25 protein-coding genes and 1 tRNA gene are annotated in these 18,113 nt (G+C 63.9%); 9 read left to right on the top strand and 17 right to left on the bottom strand.

From position 1 onward, the window contains the following. Positions 1-84: 84 nt before the first annotated feature. Positions 85-1,341 carry a polyamine aminopropyltransferase gene (gene speE / locus ABD022_RS14440; protein WP_325127327.1) on the top strand — a complete coding sequence of 419 codons (1,257 nt, stop codon included), beginning with the start codon at positions 85-87 and terminating at the stop codon, positions 1,339-1,341. Here speE and ABD022_RS14435 read toward each other — a convergent pair. The 3 genes from ABD022_RS14435 to trxB are packed head-to-tail and all read right to left on the bottom strand — an operon-like array spanning position 1,327 to position 3,372. Continuing rightward, on the bottom strand, positions 1,327-1,662 hold the full coding sequence (locus tag ABD022_RS14435; protein ID WP_325127329.1) for a DMT family transporter: 336 nt from the start codon (positions 1,660-1,662) through the stop codon (positions 1,327-1,329). The two genes, speE and ABD022_RS14435, sit on opposite strands and share 15 nt — an antisense overlap. 57 nt (positions 1,663-1,719) lie before the next feature. Further along, positions 1,720-2,412, bottom strand: coding sequence for a Smr/MutS family protein (locus tag ABD022_RS14430; RefSeq protein ID WP_325127331.1), 693 nt, complete (start codon positions 2,410-2,412; stop codon positions 1,720-1,722). Continuing rightward, on the bottom strand, positions 2,413-3,372 hold the full coding sequence (gene trxB / locus ABD022_RS14425; protein WP_325127333.1) for a thioredoxin-disulfide reductase: 960 nt from the start codon (positions 3,370-3,372) through the stop codon (positions 2,413-2,415). It lies immediately after the preceding gene. Positions 3,373-3,417: 45 nt separating this feature from the next. Between trxB and ABD022_RS14420 the strand changes: the two genes are divergently transcribed. From ABD022_RS14420 to ABD022_RS14410, 3 genes are all read left to right on the top strand, one after another. After that, entirely contained in the window at positions 3,418-5,775 is a 2,358-nt protein-coding gene (locus tag ABD022_RS14420; RefSeq protein WP_325127335.1) for a DNA translocase FtsK, read from the top strand. Between the two features lie 165 nt (positions 5,776-5,940). Further along, positions 5,941-6,537, top strand: a complete 597-nt coding sequence (lolA, locus tag ABD022_RS14415) for an outer membrane lipoprotein periplasmic chaperone LolA (RefSeq protein ID WP_486303428.1) — start codon at positions 5,941-5,943, stop codon at positions 6,535-6,537. 6 nt (positions 6,538-6,543) lie between these two features. Next, a complete protein-coding gene (locus tag ABD022_RS14410; RefSeq protein ID WP_343822118.1) occupies positions 6,544-7,929 on the top strand; it encodes a replication-associated recombination protein A in 1,386 nt (461 codons plus the stop codon). A gap of 37 nt (positions 7,930-7,966) precedes the next feature. On the opposite strand, the gene wrbA is transcribed toward ABD022_RS14410, so the two are convergent. Further along, on the bottom strand, positions 7,967-8,566 hold the full coding sequence (wrbA, locus tag ABD022_RS14405; RefSeq protein ID WP_343822116.1) for an NAD(P)H:quinone oxidoreductase: 600 nt from the start codon (positions 8,564-8,566) through the stop codon (positions 7,967-7,969). 119 nt (positions 8,567-8,685) lie between these two features. Between wrbA and serS the strand changes: the two genes are divergently transcribed. Continuing rightward, positions 8,686-10,023, top strand: coding sequence for a serine--tRNA ligase (gene serS / locus ABD022_RS14400; RefSeq protein WP_325127343.1), 1,338 nt, complete (start codon positions 8,686-8,688; stop codon positions 10,021-10,023). A gap of 14 nt (positions 10,024-10,037) precedes the next feature. On the opposite strand, the gene ABD022_RS14395 is transcribed toward serS, so the two are convergent. After that, entirely contained in the window at positions 10,038-10,397 is a 360-nt protein-coding gene (locus ABD022_RS14395; protein ID WP_343822114.1) for a hypothetical protein, read from the bottom strand. Between the two features lie 156 nt (positions 10,398-10,553). Here ABD022_RS14395 and ABD022_RS14390 point away from each other — a divergent pair. After that, positions 10,554-10,644, top strand: a tRNA-Ser gene (locus ABD022_RS14390). 14 nt (positions 10,645-10,658) lie between these two features. On the opposite strand, the gene ABD022_RS14385 is transcribed toward ABD022_RS14390, so the two are convergent. The 4 genes from ABD022_RS14385 to ABD022_RS14370 form a co-directional block, all read right to left on the bottom strand. Further along, positions 10,659-11,726 (bottom strand): tyrosine-type recombinase/integrase, encoded by a 1,068-nt coding sequence (locus ABD022_RS14385; RefSeq protein ID WP_343822112.1) that lies wholly within the window; start codon positions 11,724-11,726, stop codon positions 10,659-10,661. 371 nt (positions 11,727-12,097) lie between these two features. After that, entirely contained in the window at positions 12,098-12,277 is a 180-nt protein-coding gene (locus tag ABD022_RS14380; protein WP_343822110.1) for a hypothetical protein, read from the bottom strand. 1 nt (position 12,278) lies between these two features. Continuing rightward, on the bottom strand, positions 12,279-12,668 hold the full coding sequence (locus ABD022_RS14375) for a hypothetical protein (RefSeq protein WP_343822109.1): 390 nt from the start codon (positions 12,666-12,668) through the stop codon (positions 12,279-12,281). Then, entirely contained in the window at positions 12,665-12,940 is a 276-nt protein-coding gene (locus tag ABD022_RS14370) for a hypothetical protein (RefSeq protein WP_343822108.1), read from the bottom strand. The genes ABD022_RS14375 and ABD022_RS14370 overlap by 4 nt, the downstream gene beginning before the upstream one ends. Positions 12,941-13,071: 131 nt before the next feature. Between ABD022_RS14370 and ABD022_RS14845 the strand changes: the two genes are divergently transcribed. Together ABD022_RS14845 and ABD022_RS14365 are read left to right on the top strand one after the other, a co-directional pair. Next, on the top strand, positions 13,072-13,200 hold the full coding sequence (locus ABD022_RS14845) for a ribbon-helix-helix domain-containing protein (RefSeq protein WP_425545242.1): 129 nt from the start codon (positions 13,072-13,074) through the stop codon (positions 13,198-13,200). Beyond that, positions 13,197-14,246, top strand: coding sequence for an RNA-guided endonuclease InsQ/TnpB family protein (locus ABD022_RS14365; RefSeq protein ID WP_343822106.1), 1,050 nt, complete (start codon positions 13,197-13,199; stop codon positions 14,244-14,246). The genes ABD022_RS14845 and ABD022_RS14365 overlap by 4 nt, the downstream gene beginning before the upstream one ends. Before the next feature lie 13 nt (positions 14,247-14,259). Here the strand turns inward: ABD022_RS14365 and ABD022_RS14360 are convergent, their stop codons facing one another. From ABD022_RS14360 to ABD022_RS14345, 4 genes are read right to left on the bottom strand one after another with little or no spacing between them, the layout of a single operon-like run. Next, entirely contained in the window at positions 14,260-14,577 is a 318-nt protein-coding gene (locus ABD022_RS14360; RefSeq protein ID WP_343822104.1) for a hypothetical protein, read from the bottom strand. Next, positions 14,574-14,801 carry a hypothetical protein gene (locus ABD022_RS14355; RefSeq protein WP_343822102.1) on the bottom strand — a complete coding sequence of 76 codons (228 nt, stop codon included), beginning with the start codon at positions 14,799-14,801 and terminating at the stop codon, positions 14,574-14,576. Before ABD022_RS14355 ends, ABD022_RS14360 begins: the two co-directional genes overlap by 4 nt. 13 nt (positions 14,802-14,814) lie before the next feature. Next, a complete protein-coding gene (locus ABD022_RS14350) occupies positions 14,815-15,024 on the bottom strand; it encodes a hypothetical protein (RefSeq protein WP_343822100.1) in 210 nt (69 codons plus the stop codon). Between the two features lie 25 nt (positions 15,025-15,049). Next, the gene (locus ABD022_RS14345) at positions 15,050-15,256 is read right to left on the bottom strand and encodes a hypothetical protein (protein ID WP_343822098.1); all 207 of its coding nucleotides are present in this window, start codon (positions 15,254-15,256) and stop codon (positions 15,050-15,052) included. A 299-nt stretch (positions 15,257-15,555) separates the two neighbouring features. Here ABD022_RS14345 and ABD022_RS14340 point away from each other — a divergent pair, with 299 nt between their 5' ends. Continuing rightward, a complete protein-coding gene (locus ABD022_RS14340; RefSeq protein WP_343822096.1) occupies positions 15,556-16,011 on the top strand; it encodes a Pepco domain-containing protein in 456 nt (151 codons plus the stop codon). An 11-nt stretch (positions 16,012-16,022) separates the two neighbouring features. Here ABD022_RS14340 and ABD022_RS14335 read toward each other — a convergent pair whose 3' ends face one another. The 4 genes from ABD022_RS14335 to ABD022_RS14320 form a co-directional block, all read right to left on the bottom strand. Then, entirely contained in the window at positions 16,023-16,355 is a 333-nt protein-coding gene (locus ABD022_RS14335; RefSeq protein WP_343822095.1) for a helix-turn-helix domain-containing protein, read from the bottom strand. Between the two features lie 32 nt (positions 16,356-16,387). Then, a complete protein-coding gene (locus tag ABD022_RS14330; protein WP_343822094.1) occupies positions 16,388-16,834 on the bottom strand; it encodes a hypothetical protein in 447 nt (148 codons plus the stop codon). A 155-nt stretch (positions 16,835-16,989) separates the two neighbouring features. Continuing rightward, the gene (locus ABD022_RS14325) at positions 16,990-17,283 is read right to left on the bottom strand and encodes a hypothetical protein (protein ID WP_343822092.1); all 294 of its coding nucleotides are present in this window, start codon (positions 17,281-17,283) and stop codon (positions 16,990-16,992) included. 264 nt (positions 17,284-17,547) lie between these two features. Beyond that, positions 17,548-17,811: a hypothetical protein gene (locus ABD022_RS14320; RefSeq protein WP_343822091.1), complete on the bottom strand. Its 264-nt coding sequence runs from the start codon at positions 17,809-17,811 to the stop codon at positions 17,548-17,550. Between the last annotated feature and the right edge of the window lie 302 nt (positions 17,812-18,113).

The raw sequence follows: 18,113 nt of genomic DNA, 5'->3' as shown, positions 1-18,113 counted from the left end.
GCGGCGGGCCCCGATTGCCGGGGTGCCCGCAGGGCCGTTTCATCCGCGCACGGCGCGCGATTCCTTGATCCGGAGGATGCCATCATGCAAGGCCTGCACCTGACCGCAGATCTCTATCGCTGCCAGTCCGAAGCCACACTGTTGACCGACGAAGCGGTACTGGCCGATTCATGCCGGCGCGCCACGCTCGATGCCGGCCTGACCATCGTCGGGGAAAAATGGCATCGCTTTCCCGATTACCAGGGCCAGCCCGGCGGCGTCACCGGCATGCTGCTCCTGGCCGAGTCCCACCTGGCGGTCCATACGTGGCCGGAACGCGGCGGCGTGACGCTGGACGTCTACGTCTGCAATTTCGAGACGGACAACTCCGCCCGGGCGGAACGCCTGATGGCCGCGCTCGAATCCCTGTTCGCCCCGAAAGACTGCCAGCGCCAGCGCCTGATGCGCGGAGATCGCGACGGCCCCGCGCAGCCTGGCGAACCCCTGCTGGAATCGCTCAACGAGCACAGTGTGTACGGATTCCGCTTCGATCGGCGGGTGCTGGCGTGCGATACCGGCCTGCAGCGGCTCGAAGTGCTCGAATCCCGCGAGCTGGGCACGACCCTGCGCCTGGACGGCCACCTGATGACTTCGGAAGCCGACGAGGCGTTCTACCACGAGGCCCTGATCCATCCGGCGGCGCTGGCGCATCCCGCGCCCCGGCGGGCGCTGATCGTCGGCGGGGGCGACGGCGGCGCCCTGGAAGAACTGCTGAAGCACCGCAGCATCGAATCCGCGACCCTGGTGGAACTCGACGGCGGCGTGGTGGCGGCGGCGCGGGAACATCTGAAATCCATCCACCGGGGCAGCCTGGACGACCCCCGGGCGGATATCCGCATCCAGGACGGTGCCGCCTTCGTGCGCGGATGCGGTCAGGTCTTCGACCTGGTCTACCTGGATCTCACGGATCCCGAAACGCCGGCCGGGCCGCTGTACACGCAGGCCTTCTTCGAAGATTGCCGGGCCGTCCTGGCGCCGGGCGGCGCCCTGGTCCTGCACCTGGGCGCGCCGTTCCACGAGCCGGACCAGGTTTCCGGCCTGGCGTCGGCGCTGGGCGAGGTCTTCCCGCAGGTGCACCCCTATGGCCTGCACATTCCCCTGTACGGTTCGTACTGGGCCCTGGCGGTGGCTTCGGATACGCTCGATCCCGTCGGCCTGCCCGCCCGGGAAATCCAGGCGCGCCTGCACGCCCGGGGAATCGGCGACCTGCAGGTCTACAGCCCTGAATTCCATGGGGCTCTGTTCGCCCTGCCGGCGCGTTACCGGCTGCTGCTGCCCCGGCCGGTCTCAGTGCCCGCCTGAACCCGAAAACACGTTCAGCACCAGCACGCCGGCCAGGATCAGGCCGATGCCGATCAGCGCGGCGGCGTCCAGCGCCTGGCCGAAGACGAAGTAACCGATGATGGCGATGGCCACGATGCCCACGCCGGACCAGACGGCGTAGGCGATGCCCACGGGGATGGTCTTCAATGCCAGGGCGAGCAGGTAGAACGCCAGCCCGTAGCCGATGGCGGTGATCGCCGAGGGCAGGGGGCGCGTGAAGCCGTCCGAGACCTTCAGGGCGGATGTGGCGGCGACTTCGGCCAGGATGGCGATGCCAAGATAGATCCAGCTGAGGCTCATCGGAATGCTCCGGAAAAGAAAGAGGACGCGTTGCCGGACCGGGCCGGGGCGGCTTGCTCAGTCCCGCCCTGCGGGGGCCAGGCGCAGCAAGGCGTGCAGCGCGCCTTCGCCGCCATCGTGCTCGCCGCACTGGACCCAGGCCTGGACGGCTTCCAGGCGGCACAGGTGCCGGCGGACCGCATCCTTCAGGACGGGTTCGCCCTGGCGCGATCCGATGCCCTTGCCATGGATGATGCGCACGCAGCGGATGTCGTGTTCCAGGCAGGATGCCAGGAACCGGTCCAGGCGTTCGATGGACTGTTCCAGGGTGCTGCCGTGCAGGTCCAGGGATGCCTGTGGGATCCATTTGCCGCGCCGCAGTCCGCGCAGCAGGTCCGGGCCGCAGCCCGCCTGCAGGAAGGCGCCGGCTTCGGGATCGAAGGCGGGGGGCTTGCGCCGTTGCCGGTGGGCGGGCGGGGCCGCCGTCCGTGCTTCGGCAGCGCCCTGCGCATGCAGGCGCCGGGCCTGCAGCAGGGGTTCGGGATCGCGCTGCGGCCCGCCGGCCCGGGCACGGGGGCCATGGTCGGGCAGGGGCTGCACGAAACGCATGGCCTGGCGGAACAGGGCGCGGTCGGCCGGATCCAGTGCCGGGATCGCGGCCGGCCTGGGCGGCTGGGCCGCCGCTGGCGGTGTGCTGGCGGGCGGCGGCGCGGCGGCCGCTTCGGCGCGCAGGCGGCGCAGGTCGGCCAGGGAAGACTTGGCTGTCTTCACTTAGAGGCCTTCGTTCTCCAGCCAGCGTTGGGCGTCCAGGGCCGCCATGCAGCCGGTGCCGGCGCTGGTGATGGCCTGGCGGTAGACGTGATCCTGCACGTCGCCCGCGGCGAAGACGCCGGGCACGGAAGTCATGGTGGCCAGGCCCTGCAGGCCGCTGCGGGTGACGATATAGCCATTTTCCATGGCGAGTTGGCCTTCGAAGATCGCCGTGTTGGGTTTGTGGCCGATGGCGATGAAGACGCCGGTGACGGCGAGTTCCTCGGTCGTGCCGCTGCGATTGTCGCGCAGGCGCACGCCGGTGACTCCGGTATCGTCGCCCAGGACCTCGTCCAGTTCGCGGAACAGCGCCAGGCGCATGTTGCCGTGTTCGACCTTTTCCATCAGCTTGTCGACCAGGATCGGCTCGGCGCGGAACTTGTCGCGGCGGTGCACCAGGGTGACGGTGCGGCAGATGTTGGACAGGTACAGGGCTTCTTCGACGGCGGTGTTGCCGCCGCCGACCACGACCACGTCCTGGTTCTTGTAGAAGAAGCCGTCGCAGGTGGCGCAGGCCGACACGCCGCGGCCCATGAAGGATTGCTCGGACGGCAGGCCCAGGTATTGTGCCGAGGCGCCCGTGGCGATGATCAGCGCGTCGCAGGTGTAGGTTGCGCCCGTGTCGCCGGTCAGCGTGAAGGGCCGCTTGGACAGGTCCACGCTCGCGATGTGGTCGAACACCATTTCCGTGTTGAAGCGCTGGGCGTGTTCCATGAAGCGCTGCATCAGGTCGGGGCCCTGGACGCCGGCGACGTCGGCCGGCCAGTTGTCGACCTCGGTGGTGGTCATCAGCTGACCGCCCTGTTCCAGGCCGGTGACCAGCACCGGGGACAGGTTGGCGCGCGCGGCGTAGACGGCGGCCGTGTAGCCCGCGGGGCCTGACCCGAGAATCATCAGTTTGGCGTGTTTTGCGCTGGACATCGCTGAAAATCCGTTCGATATTGACCCCGCAATTATAATGATGCGATGGCAAGAATTCCGGCGACCCCCACACGCTCCTCCCGCAACGTGCGCAACGGCCCCTCGCCCCTGCAGACACGCCTGTCGGGCCTGTTCCGCGAGGCCCGCTGGGTGCTGCTTGCCGCCCTGGCGTGCTGGCTGGTCCTGGTGCTGGCCACCTGGACCCGCACCGATCCGGGCTGGTCCCATTCCGTCCATGGCGGCACCGTGCGCAACTGGGGCGGCACCTTCGGCGCCTACGTCGCCGACCTGCTGCTGTACCTGTGCGGCGCATCCGCCTGGTTGCTGGTGCTGCTGCTGTTGCGCCGGGTGGCGGCCGGCTTCTACCGCCTGTCGCGTGCGGTTCTGCCCAACCGGGTCCCGGAACTGCTGCCCCGCGTGCGCTGGGAAGTCGGCATCGGCTATACCCTGCTGTTTCTGGGCTGCATGGGGATCGAGGCCCTGCGGCTGAAAGCCTGGGGCGCCGGCCTGCCCGCCGGGGCGGGCGGCCAGCTCGGCCGGCTGCTGGCCGACGGCCTGGCCCAGCTGTTGGGCGGGGCGGGCAGCACCCTGCTGCTGCTGGCCTTCATCGTGATGGGTTCCAGCCTGTTCTTCGGTTTTTCGTGGCTCAACGTCTCCGAGCGCGTCGGCTATGCCATCGAGCTTGCCTGGCGCCGCCTGTGGGATCTGAAGAACGCCTGGCAAGACCGCCGAGTGGGCGTCACGGCGCAGGCCGAGCGCCAGGAAATCGTCGAAACCCGCCAGACCCAGCTGGTGCATGAGCAGCCGGTGCGCATCGAGCCCACCGTCACTTCCGTGCCCAAGTCGCCGCGCGTCCAGCAGGAAAAGCAGCAGGCCCTGTTCACCGCGCGCGAAGACCCCGCGATGGCGGGCAGCCTGCCGGCCCTGTCGCTGCTGGATCCCGTCGAGCCCTCGCAGGAAACCGTTTCCCCGGAAACCATCGAATTCACCTCGCGCCTGATCGAGAAGAAGCTGTCCGATTTCGGCGTCAGCGTCACCGTCGTGGCCGCCCAGGCCGGGCCGGTCATCACGCGCTACGAAATCGAACCGGCCACCGGCGTCAAGGGCAGCCAGATCGTCAACCTGGCCAAGGACCTGGCCCGCGCGCTCAGCCTGGTGCGCATCCGGGTGGTGGAAACCATACCGGGCAAGAACCTGATGGGGCTGGAATTGCCCAACCCGCGCCGCCAGGTGGTGCGCCTGTCGGAAATCCTGGGGTCCCAGGTCTACCACAGCAGCGCGTCCCTGCTGACCATGGCGCTGGGCAAGGACATCGCCGGCAACCCGGTGGTGGCCGACCTGGCGAAGATGCCCCACTTGCTGGTGGCGGGCACCACGGGTTCGGGCAAATCGGTCGGGATCAACGCCATGATCCTGTCGCTGCTCTACAAGGCGGACGCCAGCCAGGTGCGCCTGATCCTGATCGATCCCAAGATGCTGGAAATGTCCGTCTACGAAGGCATTCCCCACCTGCTGGCGCCCGTGGTCACCGACATGCGCCACGCGGCCAACGCCCTGAACTGGTGCGTGGCCGAAATGGAAAAGCGCTACAAGCTCATGAGCAAGCTCGGGGTGCGCAACCTGGCGGGCTACAACACCAAGATCCGCGAGGCGCAGAAGCGCGAAGAGCCCATTCCCAATCCCTTCTCGCTCACGCCCGATGCGCCCGAACCCCTGGGCACGCTGCCCATGATCGTGGTGGTGATCGACGAACTGGCAGACCTGATGATGGTCGTGGGCAAGAAGGTCGAGGAACTCATCGCCCGGCTGGCTCAGAAGGCGCGTGCTGCCGGCATCCACCTGATCCTGGCCACCCAGCGGCCCAGCGTGGACGTCATTACCGGCCTCATCAAGGCCAACATCCCCACGCGCATCGCGTTCCAGGTCTCGTCCAAGGTCGATTCCCGCACCATCCTGGACCAGATGGGCGCCGAAACCCTGCTGGGGCAGGGCGACATGCTCTACCAGCCGCCGGGCACCAGCGTGCCGACGCGGGTGCATGGCGCTTTCGTGCATGACGACGAGGTCCACCGCGTGGTCGAGGCCCTCCGGGCCGAAGGCGAGCCGGACTACGTCGAAGGCCTGCTCGAAGGCGCCGTCGAGGGCGAAACCGGCGACGGCGTCAGTTCCGTCACGGGCTTCTCCGACCCGGAAAGCGATCCGCTGTACGATCAGGCTGTCGAAGTCGTGATGCGCAGCCGCCGGGCCTCGATTTCCTTCGTGCAGCGCAACCTGCGGATCGGCTACAACCGGTCGGCCCGCATCCTCGAGCAGATGGAACGGGCCGGGCTGGTATCCCCCCAGCAGCCCAACGGCAATCGCGACATCCTGGTGCCGGCCAACAAGGGCGTGGACGAGGATTGACCCTGCCGTCCGGGCAGGCAGCCTGAATTCCCGAATCGGATGGATATGAAGATGTGTGCCATGCAATGTGATCCGGTCCGACGCGGCCTCCGTTCCACCTCTCGCGTTCCGCGGTCCGGCCGCCTGGCGCGGTGCCTGTCCGGCTGGCGCGGCGCCTGCGCCGCCATGCTGCTGGCCTGTCTGCCTGGCCTGGCCCTGGCGGCCGATGCCCGGGCGCAATTGCAGTCCTTCGTGGATCGTGTCCAGTCGGCCACCGGCCAGTTCAGCCAGGAACGCACCGACGCCAAGGGCGCCGCCCAGAAACCGCAAAGCGGCGCCTTCGCCTTTCAGCGGCCGGGAAAATTCCGCTGGGAAGTCCGTGCGCCTTATGAACAGTTGATCGTGTCCGATGGGCAGCACGTCTACCAGTACGACCCCGACCTGGAGCAGGTCACCGAGCGGCGCGCCAGCCAGGCCGTCGGCGCTTCGCCGGCCGCGCTGCTGTTCGGTTCGGGTTCGCTGGGCGATGCCTTCGATCTGCAGACCATGCCCGACCGCGATGGGCTGCAGTGGCTGCGCGCCGTCCCCAAGACGCCGGATGCCGGTTTCGTCCATGCGGACATCGCCTTTTCCGACGGCCTGCCACGGCGGCTCGAACTGCTCGACGCCTTTGGCCAGGTGTCGCGCATCGTCTTCACCGGCCTGAAGGCCAATCCCGACATTTCTTCCGGGCAGTTCCGGTTCACGGTGCCCGACGGCGCCGATCTCGTGAAGATGGACTAGGCTGCCATGGCGAAGCAGGGCGATCTGCTGGGCGATGATCCGGATCTGGCGGGCGCCGTGCAGTCCGGCGCCGGGCGCGGGCAGGGCGATGCCGCCGGGGACCGCACGGCTGGCGTGCCCCTGGCCGAGTCGCTGCGCCCCCGTTCGCTGGACGAGGTCATCGGCCAGGTCCATCTGCTCGGACCGGGCCGGCCGCTGCGACTTGCCTTCGAATCCGGCACGCCACATTCCATGATCCTGTGGGGACCGCCCGGCGTCGGCAAGACGACCCTGGCGCGCCTGACGGCCGATGCCTTCGGCTGCGAGTTCATCGCCCTGTCGGCCGTCTTCTCGGGCGTCAAGGATATCCGCGCGGCCATCGATCTGGCCCGCCAGCACCGTGCGGCGGGGCGGCGCACCATCCTGTTCGTGGACGAGATCCACCGCTTCAACAAGTCCCAGCAGGACGCCCTGCTGCCCTATGCCGAATCGGGCCTGGTGACCTTCATCGGCGCGACCACGGAAAATCCTTCCTTCGAGGTCAATTCCGCCCTGCTGTCGCGCGCCCAGGTCTACGTGCTCGAGCCGCTGTCCGACGATGAATTGCGCCAGCTGCTGGACCGCGCCCGGACCGCCGGGGGGCTGGGGCACCTGGAATTCGACGAGACGGCCATCGACACCCTGGCGGGCTACGCTGATGGCGATGCGCGCCGTTTCCTGAACCTGCTGGAGCAGTGCGCCACTGCGGCGGGCGCGGCGGGCACGACGCGCATCGACGCCGATTTCATCCGCACCGCGCTTACCCTGAACAGCCGCCGCTTCGACAAGGGTGGGGACAACTTCTACGACCAGATCTCGGCGCTGCACAAATCAGTGCGCGGGTCGCACCCGGACGCCGCCCTGTACTGGCTGACGCGCATGCTGGATGGCGGCGCCGATCCCCGCTACCTGGCGCGGCGCATCGTGCGCATGGCCTGGGAAGATATCGGCCTGGCCGACCCGCGTGCCCTGCAGATCGCCAACGACGCGGCAGCGACCTACGAACGGCTGGGTTCGCCCGAAGGAGAACTGGCGCTGGGGCAGGCCGTGATCTACCTGGCGGTGGCCGCCAAGAGCAATGCCGGCTACATGGCCTACAACCAGGCCCGTGCCTTCGTGAAGCAGGACAGAAGCCGCGAAGTGCCGGTCCACCTGCGCAATGCGCCAACCAAGCTGATGAAGGAACTGGGCTACGGCCGCGCCTACCGCTATGCCCATGACGAGCCCAACGCCTACGCGGCCGGGGAAACCTACCTGCCCGAAGGCATGGACGAACCCGGCTGGTACCGGCCGGTGCCGCGCGGCCTGGAACTGAAGATCGGCGAAAAGCTGGCGCAGCTGCGGGCCTGGGACGAAGAAGCGAAGAAGCAGTAACCAGGGGGGGCTGTGCGGCCCCCCCTTGCTTGCCGTGTCAGCCGAACAGCTTGTTCGCCACCTCGGCCACGTGCCTGCCCTGGAAGCGTGCAGCGTCCAGTTCGTTGGCAGAAGGCTTGCGAGAGCCATCGCCGCCGGCGATGGTGGTGGCGCCGTAGGGCGCCCCGCCCGTGACCTCGTCCAGGCGCATCTGGCCCTGGAAGCTGTAGGGCAGGCCCACCACCACGAAGCCGAAATGCAGCATGTTCGCGATGATGGAGAACAGCGTCATTTCCTGGCCGCCGTGCTGCGTGGCGGTGCTGCTGAACGCGCTGCCCACCTTGCCGTTCAATTGCCCGCTGGCCCACAGGCCGCCGGCCTGGTCCAGGAAATTCGCCATCTGCGAGCACATGCGCCCGAAGCGGGTGCCGCAGCCGATCAGGATGGCGTCGTAGTCGGCCAGGTCCTTGACCTGGGCGATGGGCGCGGCCTGGTCGAGCTTGTAGCCGGACTTGCGGGCGATTTCCTCGGGAACCAGTTCCGGCACGCGCTTGATGTCGACCGTGGCGCCCGCCGAACGGGCCCCTTCGGCGACGGCCTGAGCCATGGTTTCGATATGACCGTAGGTCGAGTGGTAGAGAACCAGTACTTTCGACATGTGAAGTCTCCTTTCCTGAGGCAATGCCCGCCGCCCGGGACGCCGCGCAGCGCGACCCCGCCAGGGCGGAGGCGGGATTGAATACAATACCCCCTTTCAAGAATCTTCGTCATCTCGCCATGCTCGACACCAATCTGCTGCGCAAGGACCTGGATCGCGTCGTGCGGGCGCTCGCCCGCCGCGGCCTGGCCTTCGATATCGACCGCTATCATGCCCTGGAAGCCCGCCGCAAGGCCGTGCAGGTCCAGACCGAGGAGCTGCAGGCGCGCCGCAATGCGCTTGCCAAGCAGATAGGCCAGCTGAAGTCGCGTGGCGAGGACGCGTCGGCCGTGCTGGCGGAGTCCCAGGCCATTCCCGACCAGCTGAAGGCGCTCGAACAGGACCTGGGCGAAGTGCAGCAGGAACTGTCTTCCTGGCTGATGACGATTCCCAACCTGCCCGACGACAGCGTGCCGGACGGCGCGTCCGAGGCGGACAACGTCGAGGTGCGGCGCTGGCTGCCGGGCGCGGCCGGGGCCGACGGCAATCCTGCCGGCCTGGGCTTCGAGCCGCGCGACCACGTTGCGCTGGCCGAGCCCTTTGGCCTGGATTTCGATGCGGCCCGATCCCTGGTGGGCGCCCGTTTCATGATGCTGCGCGGCCCCATCGCCCGCCTGCATCGTGCGCTGGCGCAGTTCATGCTGGATCTGCAGACCGGCGAGCACGGCTACCAGGAATGCTATACGCCTTACATCGTCAACAGTTCCACCCTGTATGGCACGGGCCAGCTGCCCAAGTTCAAGGACGATATGTTCTGGGTGACCAAGGGCGGGCAGGGCAGCACGCCCGATGATGACGGCCCGGCCGAGGACCTGTACCTGATTTCCACCGCCGAGATCCCGCTGACCGGCACCGTGCGCGACCGCATCGTCGATGCGCGCGACCTGCCGATCCGGCTGACGGCGCATACCCCGTGCTTCCGCTCGGAAGCCGGCAGCGGTGGGCGCGACCTGCGCGGCCTGATCCGCCAGCACCAGTTCGACAAGGTCGAGATGGTGCAGATCGTGCACCCCGATCAGTCCTGGCAGGCGCTGGACGAGATGGTCGGCCATGCCGAGCACGTGCTGCAGGCGCTGGGGCTGCCCTACCGCGTGGTGCTGCTGTGCGCGGGCGACATGGGCTTCGGGTCGGCCAAGACCTACGACCTGGAGGTCTGGCTGCCGGCGCAGAATACCTGGCGGGAAATCTCGTCGGTGTCGAACTGCCTGGACTTCCAGGCACGGCGCCTGCAGGGGCGCTTCCGCCCCGAAGGCCCCAAGGCCAAGCCCGAATACCTGCATACCCTGAATGGCTCCGGGCTGGCCGTGGGCCGCGCCCTGGTGGCCGTGCTGGAAAACTACCAGCAGGCCGACGGCAGTATCTTGATCCCGCCCGTGCTGCGCCCGTACATGGGCGGGCTGGAGGCCATCCGGGCCTGAGTTTGCCGGGGCCCCTAGGTCTTGGGGGCCCTGGGGCCGCGGTAATGCTGGATGCCGGCCGTGCCGGCGGATTCGTCCGTGGCGGCCTGTGCGGCCGGGCGGTCGGCGCCGATGCGCGTGACCAGGACCAGGCAGCCCACCCAGAACAGCAGGTTCAGGGCAGTGGCCAGCAGGCTGTGGAAACTGGCGTAGCCTGTTGCAGCCGAGGCCTGGATGCCGAAAGCCTGGGCGATGAAGGGGATGTTTCCCAGGCCTTCGACCATCAGGCGGCCTGGCAGTGAGAAACCCCATTTCAGGGCGTCGATGATTTCCCATCCGGCAACCGAACCGTTGCCGTCGATGTCGAGCACGAAATGCAGAGCTTGGATGTTCATGGCGGACCTCCGGCTGCTTCTGATGCCTGAATCCACTATAGGCCAGAAGGCAGGGACGGGCAATGGATCTGCGGAGTGTGGCGTTTTGCGGGCGTTTCCGCAGCTTGCGCCGATTCATGCTATGATGCGCGACTCGACTCGCAATGCGTCGTACCCGGAGAGGTGGCAGAGTGGTCGAATGTACCTGACTCGAAATCAGGCGTACGGTTTCCCCGTACCGTGGGTTCGAATCCCACCCTCTCCGCCATAACATCAATAAAATCAAACAGCTACGGCATTCAGGGCGCAATCCTGGATGCCGTTTTCTTTTTTCGTTTCGGCCTCATGTGACCAAAACGTGACTGCACCGGCGTGGGCCTCCAAGTGGCTGGGCGCTAGGTGGGCGTACTTCATCACCATATCCAGCGTCTCCCACCCGCCCAGCTTCTGCAGCACAAGCAGAGGCGTTCCGGCCTGGGCGTGCCAGCTTGCCCAGGTGTGCCGGATATCGTGGAAGCGGAAATTGCTGATGCCGGCATCCGTGCAAGCCTTGGCGAACATGCGGTCGTCGCCGCCGTTGATGCGCTTGTCGTTGCGGGTCAGGACGTAGCCATCCTTGCGCTGCAGCCTTTTCAGCACGGCCAGAGCGTCGGCATTCAACGGGATCGCCCGCGCCCGGCCCGACTTCGCCTGATCGCCTTCGACCCATGCTGACCGATTCCGCAAGTTGATCTGCGGCCATTCCAGGCCGTACAGCTCATCCTCGCGCATGCCCGTGGCGAAGCCAAGAATGCAGGCATCCTTGAGCCATTGCTGAGGGATGGCCGCGATCAGCCGCTGGGCTTGCTCGTGTGTGATCCAGCGGATGCGCCGCTTCGGCTCCTTCATCGCTGGCAGGTGCGGGGCCTTGATGATCCAGCCCCAGGTGGCGCACATATTCAGCATCGTGCGGATCGTCGCCAAGTAGCGGTTTTTCGTCGCAGGCTTCAGGGGTGTGGGCCCCTTGTGCTTGTGCGTCCTGTGCGTGGGCAGATTGCCCAGGATGTCGTCTGCCGTGATTTGCCCGATTGCCAGGCGCCCCAGATACTGGCGCCAGTATTCGATGTAGCGGGCCTTGGAGTCGTAATCTGACTGACCTTCGCAGGCGGCCAGAAACCGGATCGCCGCCTCATCGTAGGTGCGGTCCGGTTGTTCCCCGAGTTTTGATTGTCGCCAGAGCTGCGCCTTCAGGCGGTCGTGATATTCCTGCGCCTGCTTTTTGTCCGACGTGCCAGCAGAGTGTCTAACTCTTTGGCCGCTTGGCGCGCGGAAATCGACGTGCCAGACGCCGTTACGCAATCGGATTGACATGATGTACTCCTGTCGATGCCAACCGACGCTAGCACCCTGTTTCTATCAAATGTTCGTCGCTCGGCGCCTTCACCGGCTCGGCTGGTTGTGGGGCGGCATATACCGGCCTCCACCCATAGGTAAGGTGCGCGTCTCGCACTGTGCGGTCTGCTGATACATACGTATCTCGACCATCCAGCTCCACCAAGTACCCCACCGGCTCACCCCTGCGCTTGCGGTCTGCTTCGACTGCGGCGCGGCGGTTCCAGGCGCTTTCCGGAGCTTCGCAGTGGCACCACGCACAACGGACGCGCATCACTCCGTCAGTGTGGAGATAGTCATTGTGGTCCAGGTCGGTTTTGCCGCACATTGGGCACGGCAGCAGGGTGATGTCAGTCTTGGTTGTCATGATGGCCTTCCTCAATACGCACATGCCACATCCCTGTTTGCGCCGGCTTCCCGGTGGCGACCACGCTGCGGGCCAGCATGCGGGCTGGCAGGTTGCGGATTTCCTCAATCAAATTTTCCGGGCCGCGCCAGAACACGCCATCGCCCAGGATGTCGTTCTTCACTTCAACGATTACCGTTCGCATCGCTGCCTCCCTGTTCCTGTGCGAGTGCGGCGCGGGATGCCCGCAGCCAAGGGTCGGCAGCTTCCATCACGTCCACCGGGTCACACTGTCCGCCCAGGTCAATGATCAGATCTCGGCCGTTCTCCATCAGCCGGACGTAGGCCCCGATCATGTTTCTCAGGGATATACGCAGACCGGCGTTTTCAGTCCGCAGCCGCGCTATCTCCGCCGTCTGGGCGTCCAGGGCGTCGGCGGCGGAATACAGCCCAGACACGCAGCTTTTTGCTCTGGCCGCGGCCCGTGTGCGCAGCGGATGATCGACAGCCAGAGCGCTGGTCAGGGTGTCCAACACCTCGGCAGCGTCTCGGATGGTTTCGGTGTTGATAGTCATTTCAGGGCCTCGTCAATTTGGGCCAGCACGGCATTCAGATCGGCCACGCCGGCCAGCCCAAGTTCGTCGCTGTCCGGGATCACGCCGCCGATACCGGGACACTCGATCAGGTCGTCACGCTCAGCGGCGATCTGAGCGCGGGCGAGTTTCAGGGCGGTGCGCAGGCTGGTGATCGTGCTGGCGGCTTCACGCAGCAGATCCGCTGTTGCGTGGTTGCCCTCAGCACGGTGGGCTTGCTCGGCAAGCAAGAGGGTTCGGGCGTCGATCATCATTCCTCCCAAGGCCACGGAAAATCCCGGCCCGTCACCAGATGCTCCGAGAGACCCCGGCGTTCAGGCCGGGGAGGAAAGGAGCGCAGCCGGTAGGCTGCACTACTGGATATAAAAACAGATATAATATGTGAATGAAACGCACACATATATTCCTACCTGAACCCGTTGTTGCTGCACTCAAGGCGCTGTCTGAAAAGACAGGACTTTCAGTCGCTGAACACATCCGGCGCGCCATTGACGAATACCTGAAACGGCAATGAGCACGAAGGTTTACCGCTACCGCGTGAAGTCCTTGAACGGTTTGCTGAACAAGCAAGCGCGGGCGGTGAATTTCGTCTGGAACTTCTGCAATGACACGCAGAAGCATGCGCTCAAGTGGCGCAAGCGCTGGCCCACCGGGTTTGATCTGAACGTCTTGACGACCGGTAGCAGCAAGGAGCTTGGCATCCACTCCGGCACGATCAATGCTGTGTGCGAGCAATACGCGAAGTCGCGCAAGCAGTTCAACCGGCCATACCTTCGATACCGGGGCAAGCGTTCGCTTGGCTGGGTGCCTCTCAAAGGTCGGGACTTGAAACGACATGGCGATGCTTTCCGCTTCGCCGGCAACACCTTCCGAGTGTTCAATTCCCGCGCCCTGCCAGAGGGAAAGATCAAGGACGGAACCTGCTTCGCACAAGATCGGCGCGGAAACTGGTTTTTGAACATCGTCGTTGAAGTCGCTGACGCCGAAACCAGAAAGCCTGTTCGCGGCGTTGGCATTGATCTTGGCTTGGCTGACTTGGCTACGCTGTCCAATGGACAGAAGATCGAACATCCTCGCCACTATCGAAGGCTTGAAAAACAGCTTGCCGTCGCGCAGCGGGCGAGAAAGAAAAAGCAGGTTGCGAGCATCCACGCGAAGATTGCGAATAGTCGCGCCGATTTTTTGCACAAGGCTTCCTCGCAAATCGTGCGTGACTTCGATTACATCGTGGTCGGCAATGTGTCGCCCTCGAAACTTGCCAAAACCAGCATGGCAAAAAGCGTCCTTGACGCGGGCTGGCATTCCTTCAAACAAATGCTTGCGTACAAGTCGATTGCGAATGGCGCATGGTATGAAGAAGTGAATGAATCGTTTTCCTCCCAAACCTGTTCGAGTTGCGGCAGCCTGCCCGATTCGAGGCCGAAAGGTATCGCAGGGCTTGGAATAAGAGAGTGGCAATGTAGTGATTGCGGTGCTGTCCATGATCGTGATGTCAATGCTGCGTTAAACATTCTCCGCTCGGGACGTCGAGCGCCAGTAGTGGGAATCCCCGTCCTTTAGGTCGGGGAGGACGTCAAGATTTCCCCTCGGCTCTGGCCAGGGCCGCGCCCGACAAATCCATCATCCGGCCCCATTCAGCGCCTGTGCGGTCTTCTGCGTGGGGCGGGCATTTGGACAGATACTCGCGCATGGATTTCAGCGCGTCGTACATGTCAGGGGCGGCGGCCATCAGGTCGGCGTTGGCTTCCATTTTTTTGGTGTTGCCGAAGACGCCACGCAGCGACATTGCGCAAACTGGCAGCCCGTCCACGTCCGCCACGATCAGGCGCGGATTGTCCACGACGCCTGCTGTCACTTGCCAGGGTGGCATCGAGAATTTCTGTGTGCTCATGTCCGCCCCCTGGCTGCAAGCATGGCGTCGGCCTGCCGATAGGCCCAATAGGCTCGCTCCGAAGACGTGAAGCCATCGCTCTGTCGGGTGGTGGCTGCGGCTTGCATCGCTTTGGCTGCGAAGTAATCGCGCAGGGACATGCCGAAGCACGTCATTTCCGGCTGGCCATGGCCGTTCAGTTCCCAGGCCGGGAACGCCGGGCCGCCGTCGTTTCGTTGGGTCATGTCATGCTCCCGGCTACAGGACCGCATGCGCAGGCACAGACGGCGCACTGGTCACTTCGTTCCCGGACCTGCCGCACGAGGCGCATTTCATCGCGGGAATGACCTTTTCGTGGAAATAGGCGTCGTCGTACCCTCTGCCCGTTTGCTCGTGGCCGCAGTGCTGGCATTCGTAGATGGCAGTGAAGTCGCGGCGGATCTGGCTGGTGATGTTCTTGATTTTCATATCAATCTCCTAAATAACGCGGGCCTCAGCCCTTATTCAATGCCCGACGGATCTCAGCGATCCGCGAGTACGAAACGCCGGTGCGAAATTCGATCTCCCGGTTCTCATGGCCCTCTGCGATCAAGTGCTGGATTTCCAGCCGCTCGGCAGTGTTCAGACGGGCGCCGGGGATTCGCTGCTGGACGCAGATGGCTTGCTGCAACTGTGTGACCATTGCGGATATTCCGCTCATAACGGCTCCGCCATCGCAAACAGAAACAGAATGAAAAACGCTGCGGTGAGCGCGCAAAACGCAGCAGCGTAGACGGCCCATTCAAGAGCGCATCTGAGTTTGGATTTGAGGGACATGACGCCTCCGGGCGCGACCGATCCGCGATCAGTTGATCGGGATGTGCCCCGTTGTTTGGGTTGGATGGGGTAACCCCATGTTGATCACAGGGTTATTCACTGTTGGTGGGGATAACCTTATGGTTGATCCGGGGTGGGGGGGGTATTATTTTGTAGCGCCGTGGTGGCGCGTGGAGAGAGATTGTGGCTACGACAAAAAAAATAGCGACTGCGGCGAAAACGGCAGTGAAAAAAACCTCGGCAAAAAAGGCCACTGCGAAGCTTGTTGCCCGAGCGTACAAGGCGGCTCCGGCAAAAAAACCTGCAGCGAAGAAAGCTCTTTATGGGGCGCCTGAACCTGGATACAAAAAAACGCCGGGCGGTGTCCTTGCGCCAGTTAGCCACAAGAAAACTTCGGCAAGAAACCCGTCAGAGAGCGTCGTGCCTGTGGGGAAAATAGAAAAGGGACTGAAGGACGCCTTTGTTAATGTGAATAAGGTGCTATCAGATTCCATTAACAGCGTGGCGGAAGGGATCCAGGAATCTGTAGAGATTGAGAGAATCGAACTGTCGTTGAGTTTTAACGCTGAGGGCAAGTTCATAGGGATCGGTGTGGGTGGTGCGGCAACGATAAAAGTGTGTTTGAGGCCGGCGACTTAAAACGGCCATGCTCACCGAATCCTCAGTCCCACCCCCTGAACCAATTTCGCCCCCGGCGATCCAGGCCCGATCAGGCCATTCTCTCGCCGGTATTTTGTTACTGTCGAATAGGCGACCCCGACGGCCCTTGCGATCTGGTTGCAAGATAGGGCCGGGTCTTCGGCAAGCCGCTTGATCTGAGCCCACTTCTCGTCGGGCATCCTGGGTCTGCCGACTGGGCGCTTTGGCTTTGGTTCGGGCTTCACGCGCGGCGGCTTGGGCGGCCTGAATTTCGTTCTGCGGATCCGCCGGGCGATCTGCGGGTTGAGCGTCAGCATCACGAGTTGGGCTATGGCTTGAGACATGGGCGGGCTCCGTGGGGCCGCTGCATGACGTGCTACGCGGCCTTCAGTTCTTTGTGATATTCATCAAACTCGCGGATGGCTTCGGTCAGGTACTCGCGGGCGGCTTCGACGCGCTCGATCATCAGTCGCTCTTTCGCGAAGTCACGCTCGACAAGCCAGCCGGTGATGCGCATGTGCTCGGGGATGTGCGACACGATGTGCATCTGCAGGGGCTCAAATCCAATGAGGCGCTGCGGTGTATCGACCAGGGTGTGCACCACCTCCCATTCGCCGGCATCCCACAACTGCATGTAGGCCCGCATCTGCCACTCATAGACCTTGTCGCCGCAATCGATCAGCCAGCCGGGAAATGTCTTGGTAGACCATGCGTTTTTCAGGTCATAGCCCTTGCCGGCGGATACATCAAACAGGTCGCATTCGCCCGTAAGCCATTTATTGGTCTTGCGCTCAGTGTTCTTGACCAGACTCAGGCCGCGCACTCACCGGGCACGCCGCCGCTTCGATGATGGTCCCGGCTTGACCCAACCGGGCGGGGCCTGGACCCGGCTACTGCTCAGATTCCGGTCGTGCAGGCGTTGATTTATCGATCAGCATCAATATCCGCGCCGAGGCGTGGAAACAGACATCGTTGCCTTCATGGCTTTTGCTCCATTGAGATATCAATGGCTTCGTCAATCGTTTGCGGATTCCCGTGATCTGACAGCCACCATGCGTTGAATAGGTCATAAGGGCAGAGTCCGACCTCGTCGCGCAAATGCCGATACCGCTCCGCATCCTTCCTCAGCGCCTGTATCTCAGGTGATTGCAGGACGGCTTGTTCGATGGCGCGGGCGAAATCCAAGACGACAGGCGGGGTGCTTCTGTATCCTGTGATCCTCTGGTATTTGTCGTGGATATCCGCATCCGTCAGGACGGTTTCAGTGGTCATGGTCATCCTCTATTGCGTACTGAACGAAGCCAGTCTAAAAAATTAGGCGGCGAACGGAAGGAGAATTGAAGTGGAGGTAGGGAAGTTCTATAACGTTGTTTTTTCGACGGGGCGCTATGAAATCGAATATGAGAACAACGTCGAGTGCATCAAAAAAACACCGAAGTCTTATCGGGTTAAGCGGGTCGACGGAACGACACGATTGATAGTGCAAGATTTAATTTTGGAATTGAAAGAGGTTTCGGGGCTTACGGGCAAGTGAACTCACCCCCAAGCTCGCCACGCCATCACCGGCTTCTTGGTTTTCTTGTTCAGCACGACAGCGCCGGTCTTATCGACCTTCGTGTCGCGCACCATCACTTTCAATCGCGCTGCCCGAGTTGTGCGGTTTGCCAGATCAATCCAGTCCTGGCAAAACTGCGGGGCAGAGAAGGGCGACGAGATTTGCCGGGCGCGGCCCTTCGTAAATATCCGCTCGGCTTCACTGGCCCGCCACGCCTCGATTTCAGCCTCCGTGGCGTCCTTCATGCTTCCGGGGGGGCTTTCTTGGCTGCCAGGGCCTTTGCCAGCGGCTCGGTCATGCCGAATACACAGAATGCGGACATGGGGACTCCTTGTTATGGCGATCTAACAATGCCGGTCTGTTCCCGGCTGCCACCATCCGTGCTATGTTGAAATTTCCGTTTACAACTCAGCAAGGATGGAAAAATGGCAGAACCAGTTCAGCCGAAATGCCCGTCATGCAACATTCGCGGCATTGATGTCAACGCCGGTTGAAAACTGACCCACATTCGTCGGAATCGTCGGAGTAAAACTGACCCACCCCGGCG

Origin of the sequence: Castellaniella daejeonensis, from assembly GCF_039523555.1 — a bacterium.
Lineage (GTDB): Bacteria > Pseudomonadota > Gammaproteobacteria > Burkholderiales > Burkholderiaceae_B > Castellaniella > Castellaniella daejeonensis.
This window is presented reverse-complemented; position numbering and strand designations above follow the sequence as displayed.

Excerpts from the sequence above, each read along its gene's own strand:
- speE (WP_325127327.1), top strand. The coding sequence starts at position 85 with ATGCAAGGCCTGCACCTGACCGCAGATCTCTATCGCTGCCAGTCCGAA.
- ABD022_RS14435 (WP_325127329.1), bottom strand. The coding sequence starts at position 1,662 with ATGAGCCTCAGCTGGATCTATCTTGGCATCGCCATCCTGGCCGAAGTC.
- trxB (WP_325127333.1), bottom strand. The coding sequence starts at position 3,372 with ATGTCCAGCGCAAAACACGCCAAACTGATGATTCTCGGGTCAGGCCCC.
- ABD022_RS14420 (WP_325127335.1), top strand. The coding sequence starts at position 3,418 with ATGGCAAGAATTCCGGCGACCCCCACACGCTCCTCCCGCAACGTGCGC.
- lolA (WP_486303428.1), top strand. The coding sequence starts at position 5,941 with ATGCTGCTGGCCTGTCTGCCTGGCCTGGCCCTGGCGGCCGATGCCCGG.
- ABD022_RS14410 (WP_343822118.1), top strand. The coding sequence starts at position 6,544 with ATGGCGAAGCAGGGCGATCTGCTGGGCGATGATCCGGATCTGGCGGGC.
- wrbA (WP_343822116.1), bottom strand. The coding sequence starts at position 8,566 with ATGTCGAAAGTACTGGTTCTCTACCACTCGACCTACGGTCATATCGAA.
- serS (WP_325127343.1), top strand. The coding sequence starts at position 8,686 with ATGCTCGACACCAATCTGCTGCGCAAGGACCTGGATCGCGTCGTGCGG.
- ABD022_RS14395 (WP_343822114.1), bottom strand. The coding sequence starts at position 10,397 with ATGAACATCCAAGCTCTGCATTTCGTGCTCGACATCGACGGCAACGGT.
- ABD022_RS14385 (WP_343822112.1), bottom strand. The coding sequence starts at position 11,726 with ATGTCAATCCGATTGCGTAACGGCGTCTGGCACGTCGATTTCCGCGCG.
- ABD022_RS14375 (WP_343822109.1), bottom strand. The coding sequence starts at position 12,668 with ATGACTATCAACACCGAAACCATCCGAGACGCTGCCGAGGTGTTGGAC.
- ABD022_RS14370 (WP_343822108.1), bottom strand. The coding sequence starts at position 12,940 with ATGATGATCGACGCCCGAACCCTCTTGCTTGCCGAGCAAGCCCACCGT.
- ABD022_RS14845 (WP_425545242.1), top strand. The coding sequence starts at position 13,072 with ATGAAACGCACACATATATTCCTACCTGAACCCGTTGTTGCTGCACTC.
- ABD022_RS14365 (WP_343822106.1), top strand. The coding sequence starts at position 13,197 with ATGAGCACGAAGGTTTACCGCTACCGCGTGAAGTCCTTGAACGGTTTG.
- ABD022_RS14360 (WP_343822104.1), bottom strand. The coding sequence starts at position 14,577 with ATGAGCACACAGAAATTCTCGATGCCACCCTGGCAAGTGACAGCAGGC.
- ABD022_RS14355 (WP_343822102.1), bottom strand. The coding sequence starts at position 14,801 with ATGACCCAACGAAACGACGGCGGCCCGGCGTTCCCGGCCTGGGAACTG.
- ABD022_RS14350 (WP_343822100.1), bottom strand. The coding sequence starts at position 15,024 with ATGAAAATCAAGAACATCACCAGCCAGATCCGCCGCGACTTCACTGCC.
- ABD022_RS14345 (WP_343822098.1), bottom strand. The coding sequence starts at position 15,256 with ATGAGCGGAATATCCGCAATGGTCACACAGTTGCAGCAAGCCATCTGC.
- ABD022_RS14335 (WP_343822095.1), bottom strand. The coding sequence starts at position 16,355 with ATGTCTCAAGCCATAGCCCAACTCGTGATGCTGACGCTCAACCCGCAG.
- ABD022_RS14325 (WP_343822092.1), bottom strand. The coding sequence starts at position 17,283 with ATGACCACTGAAACCGTCCTGACGGATGCGGATATCCACGACAAATAC.
- ABD022_RS14320 (WP_343822091.1), bottom strand. The coding sequence starts at position 17,811 with ATGAAGGACGCCACGGAGGCTGAAATCGAGGCGTGGCGGGCCAGTGAA.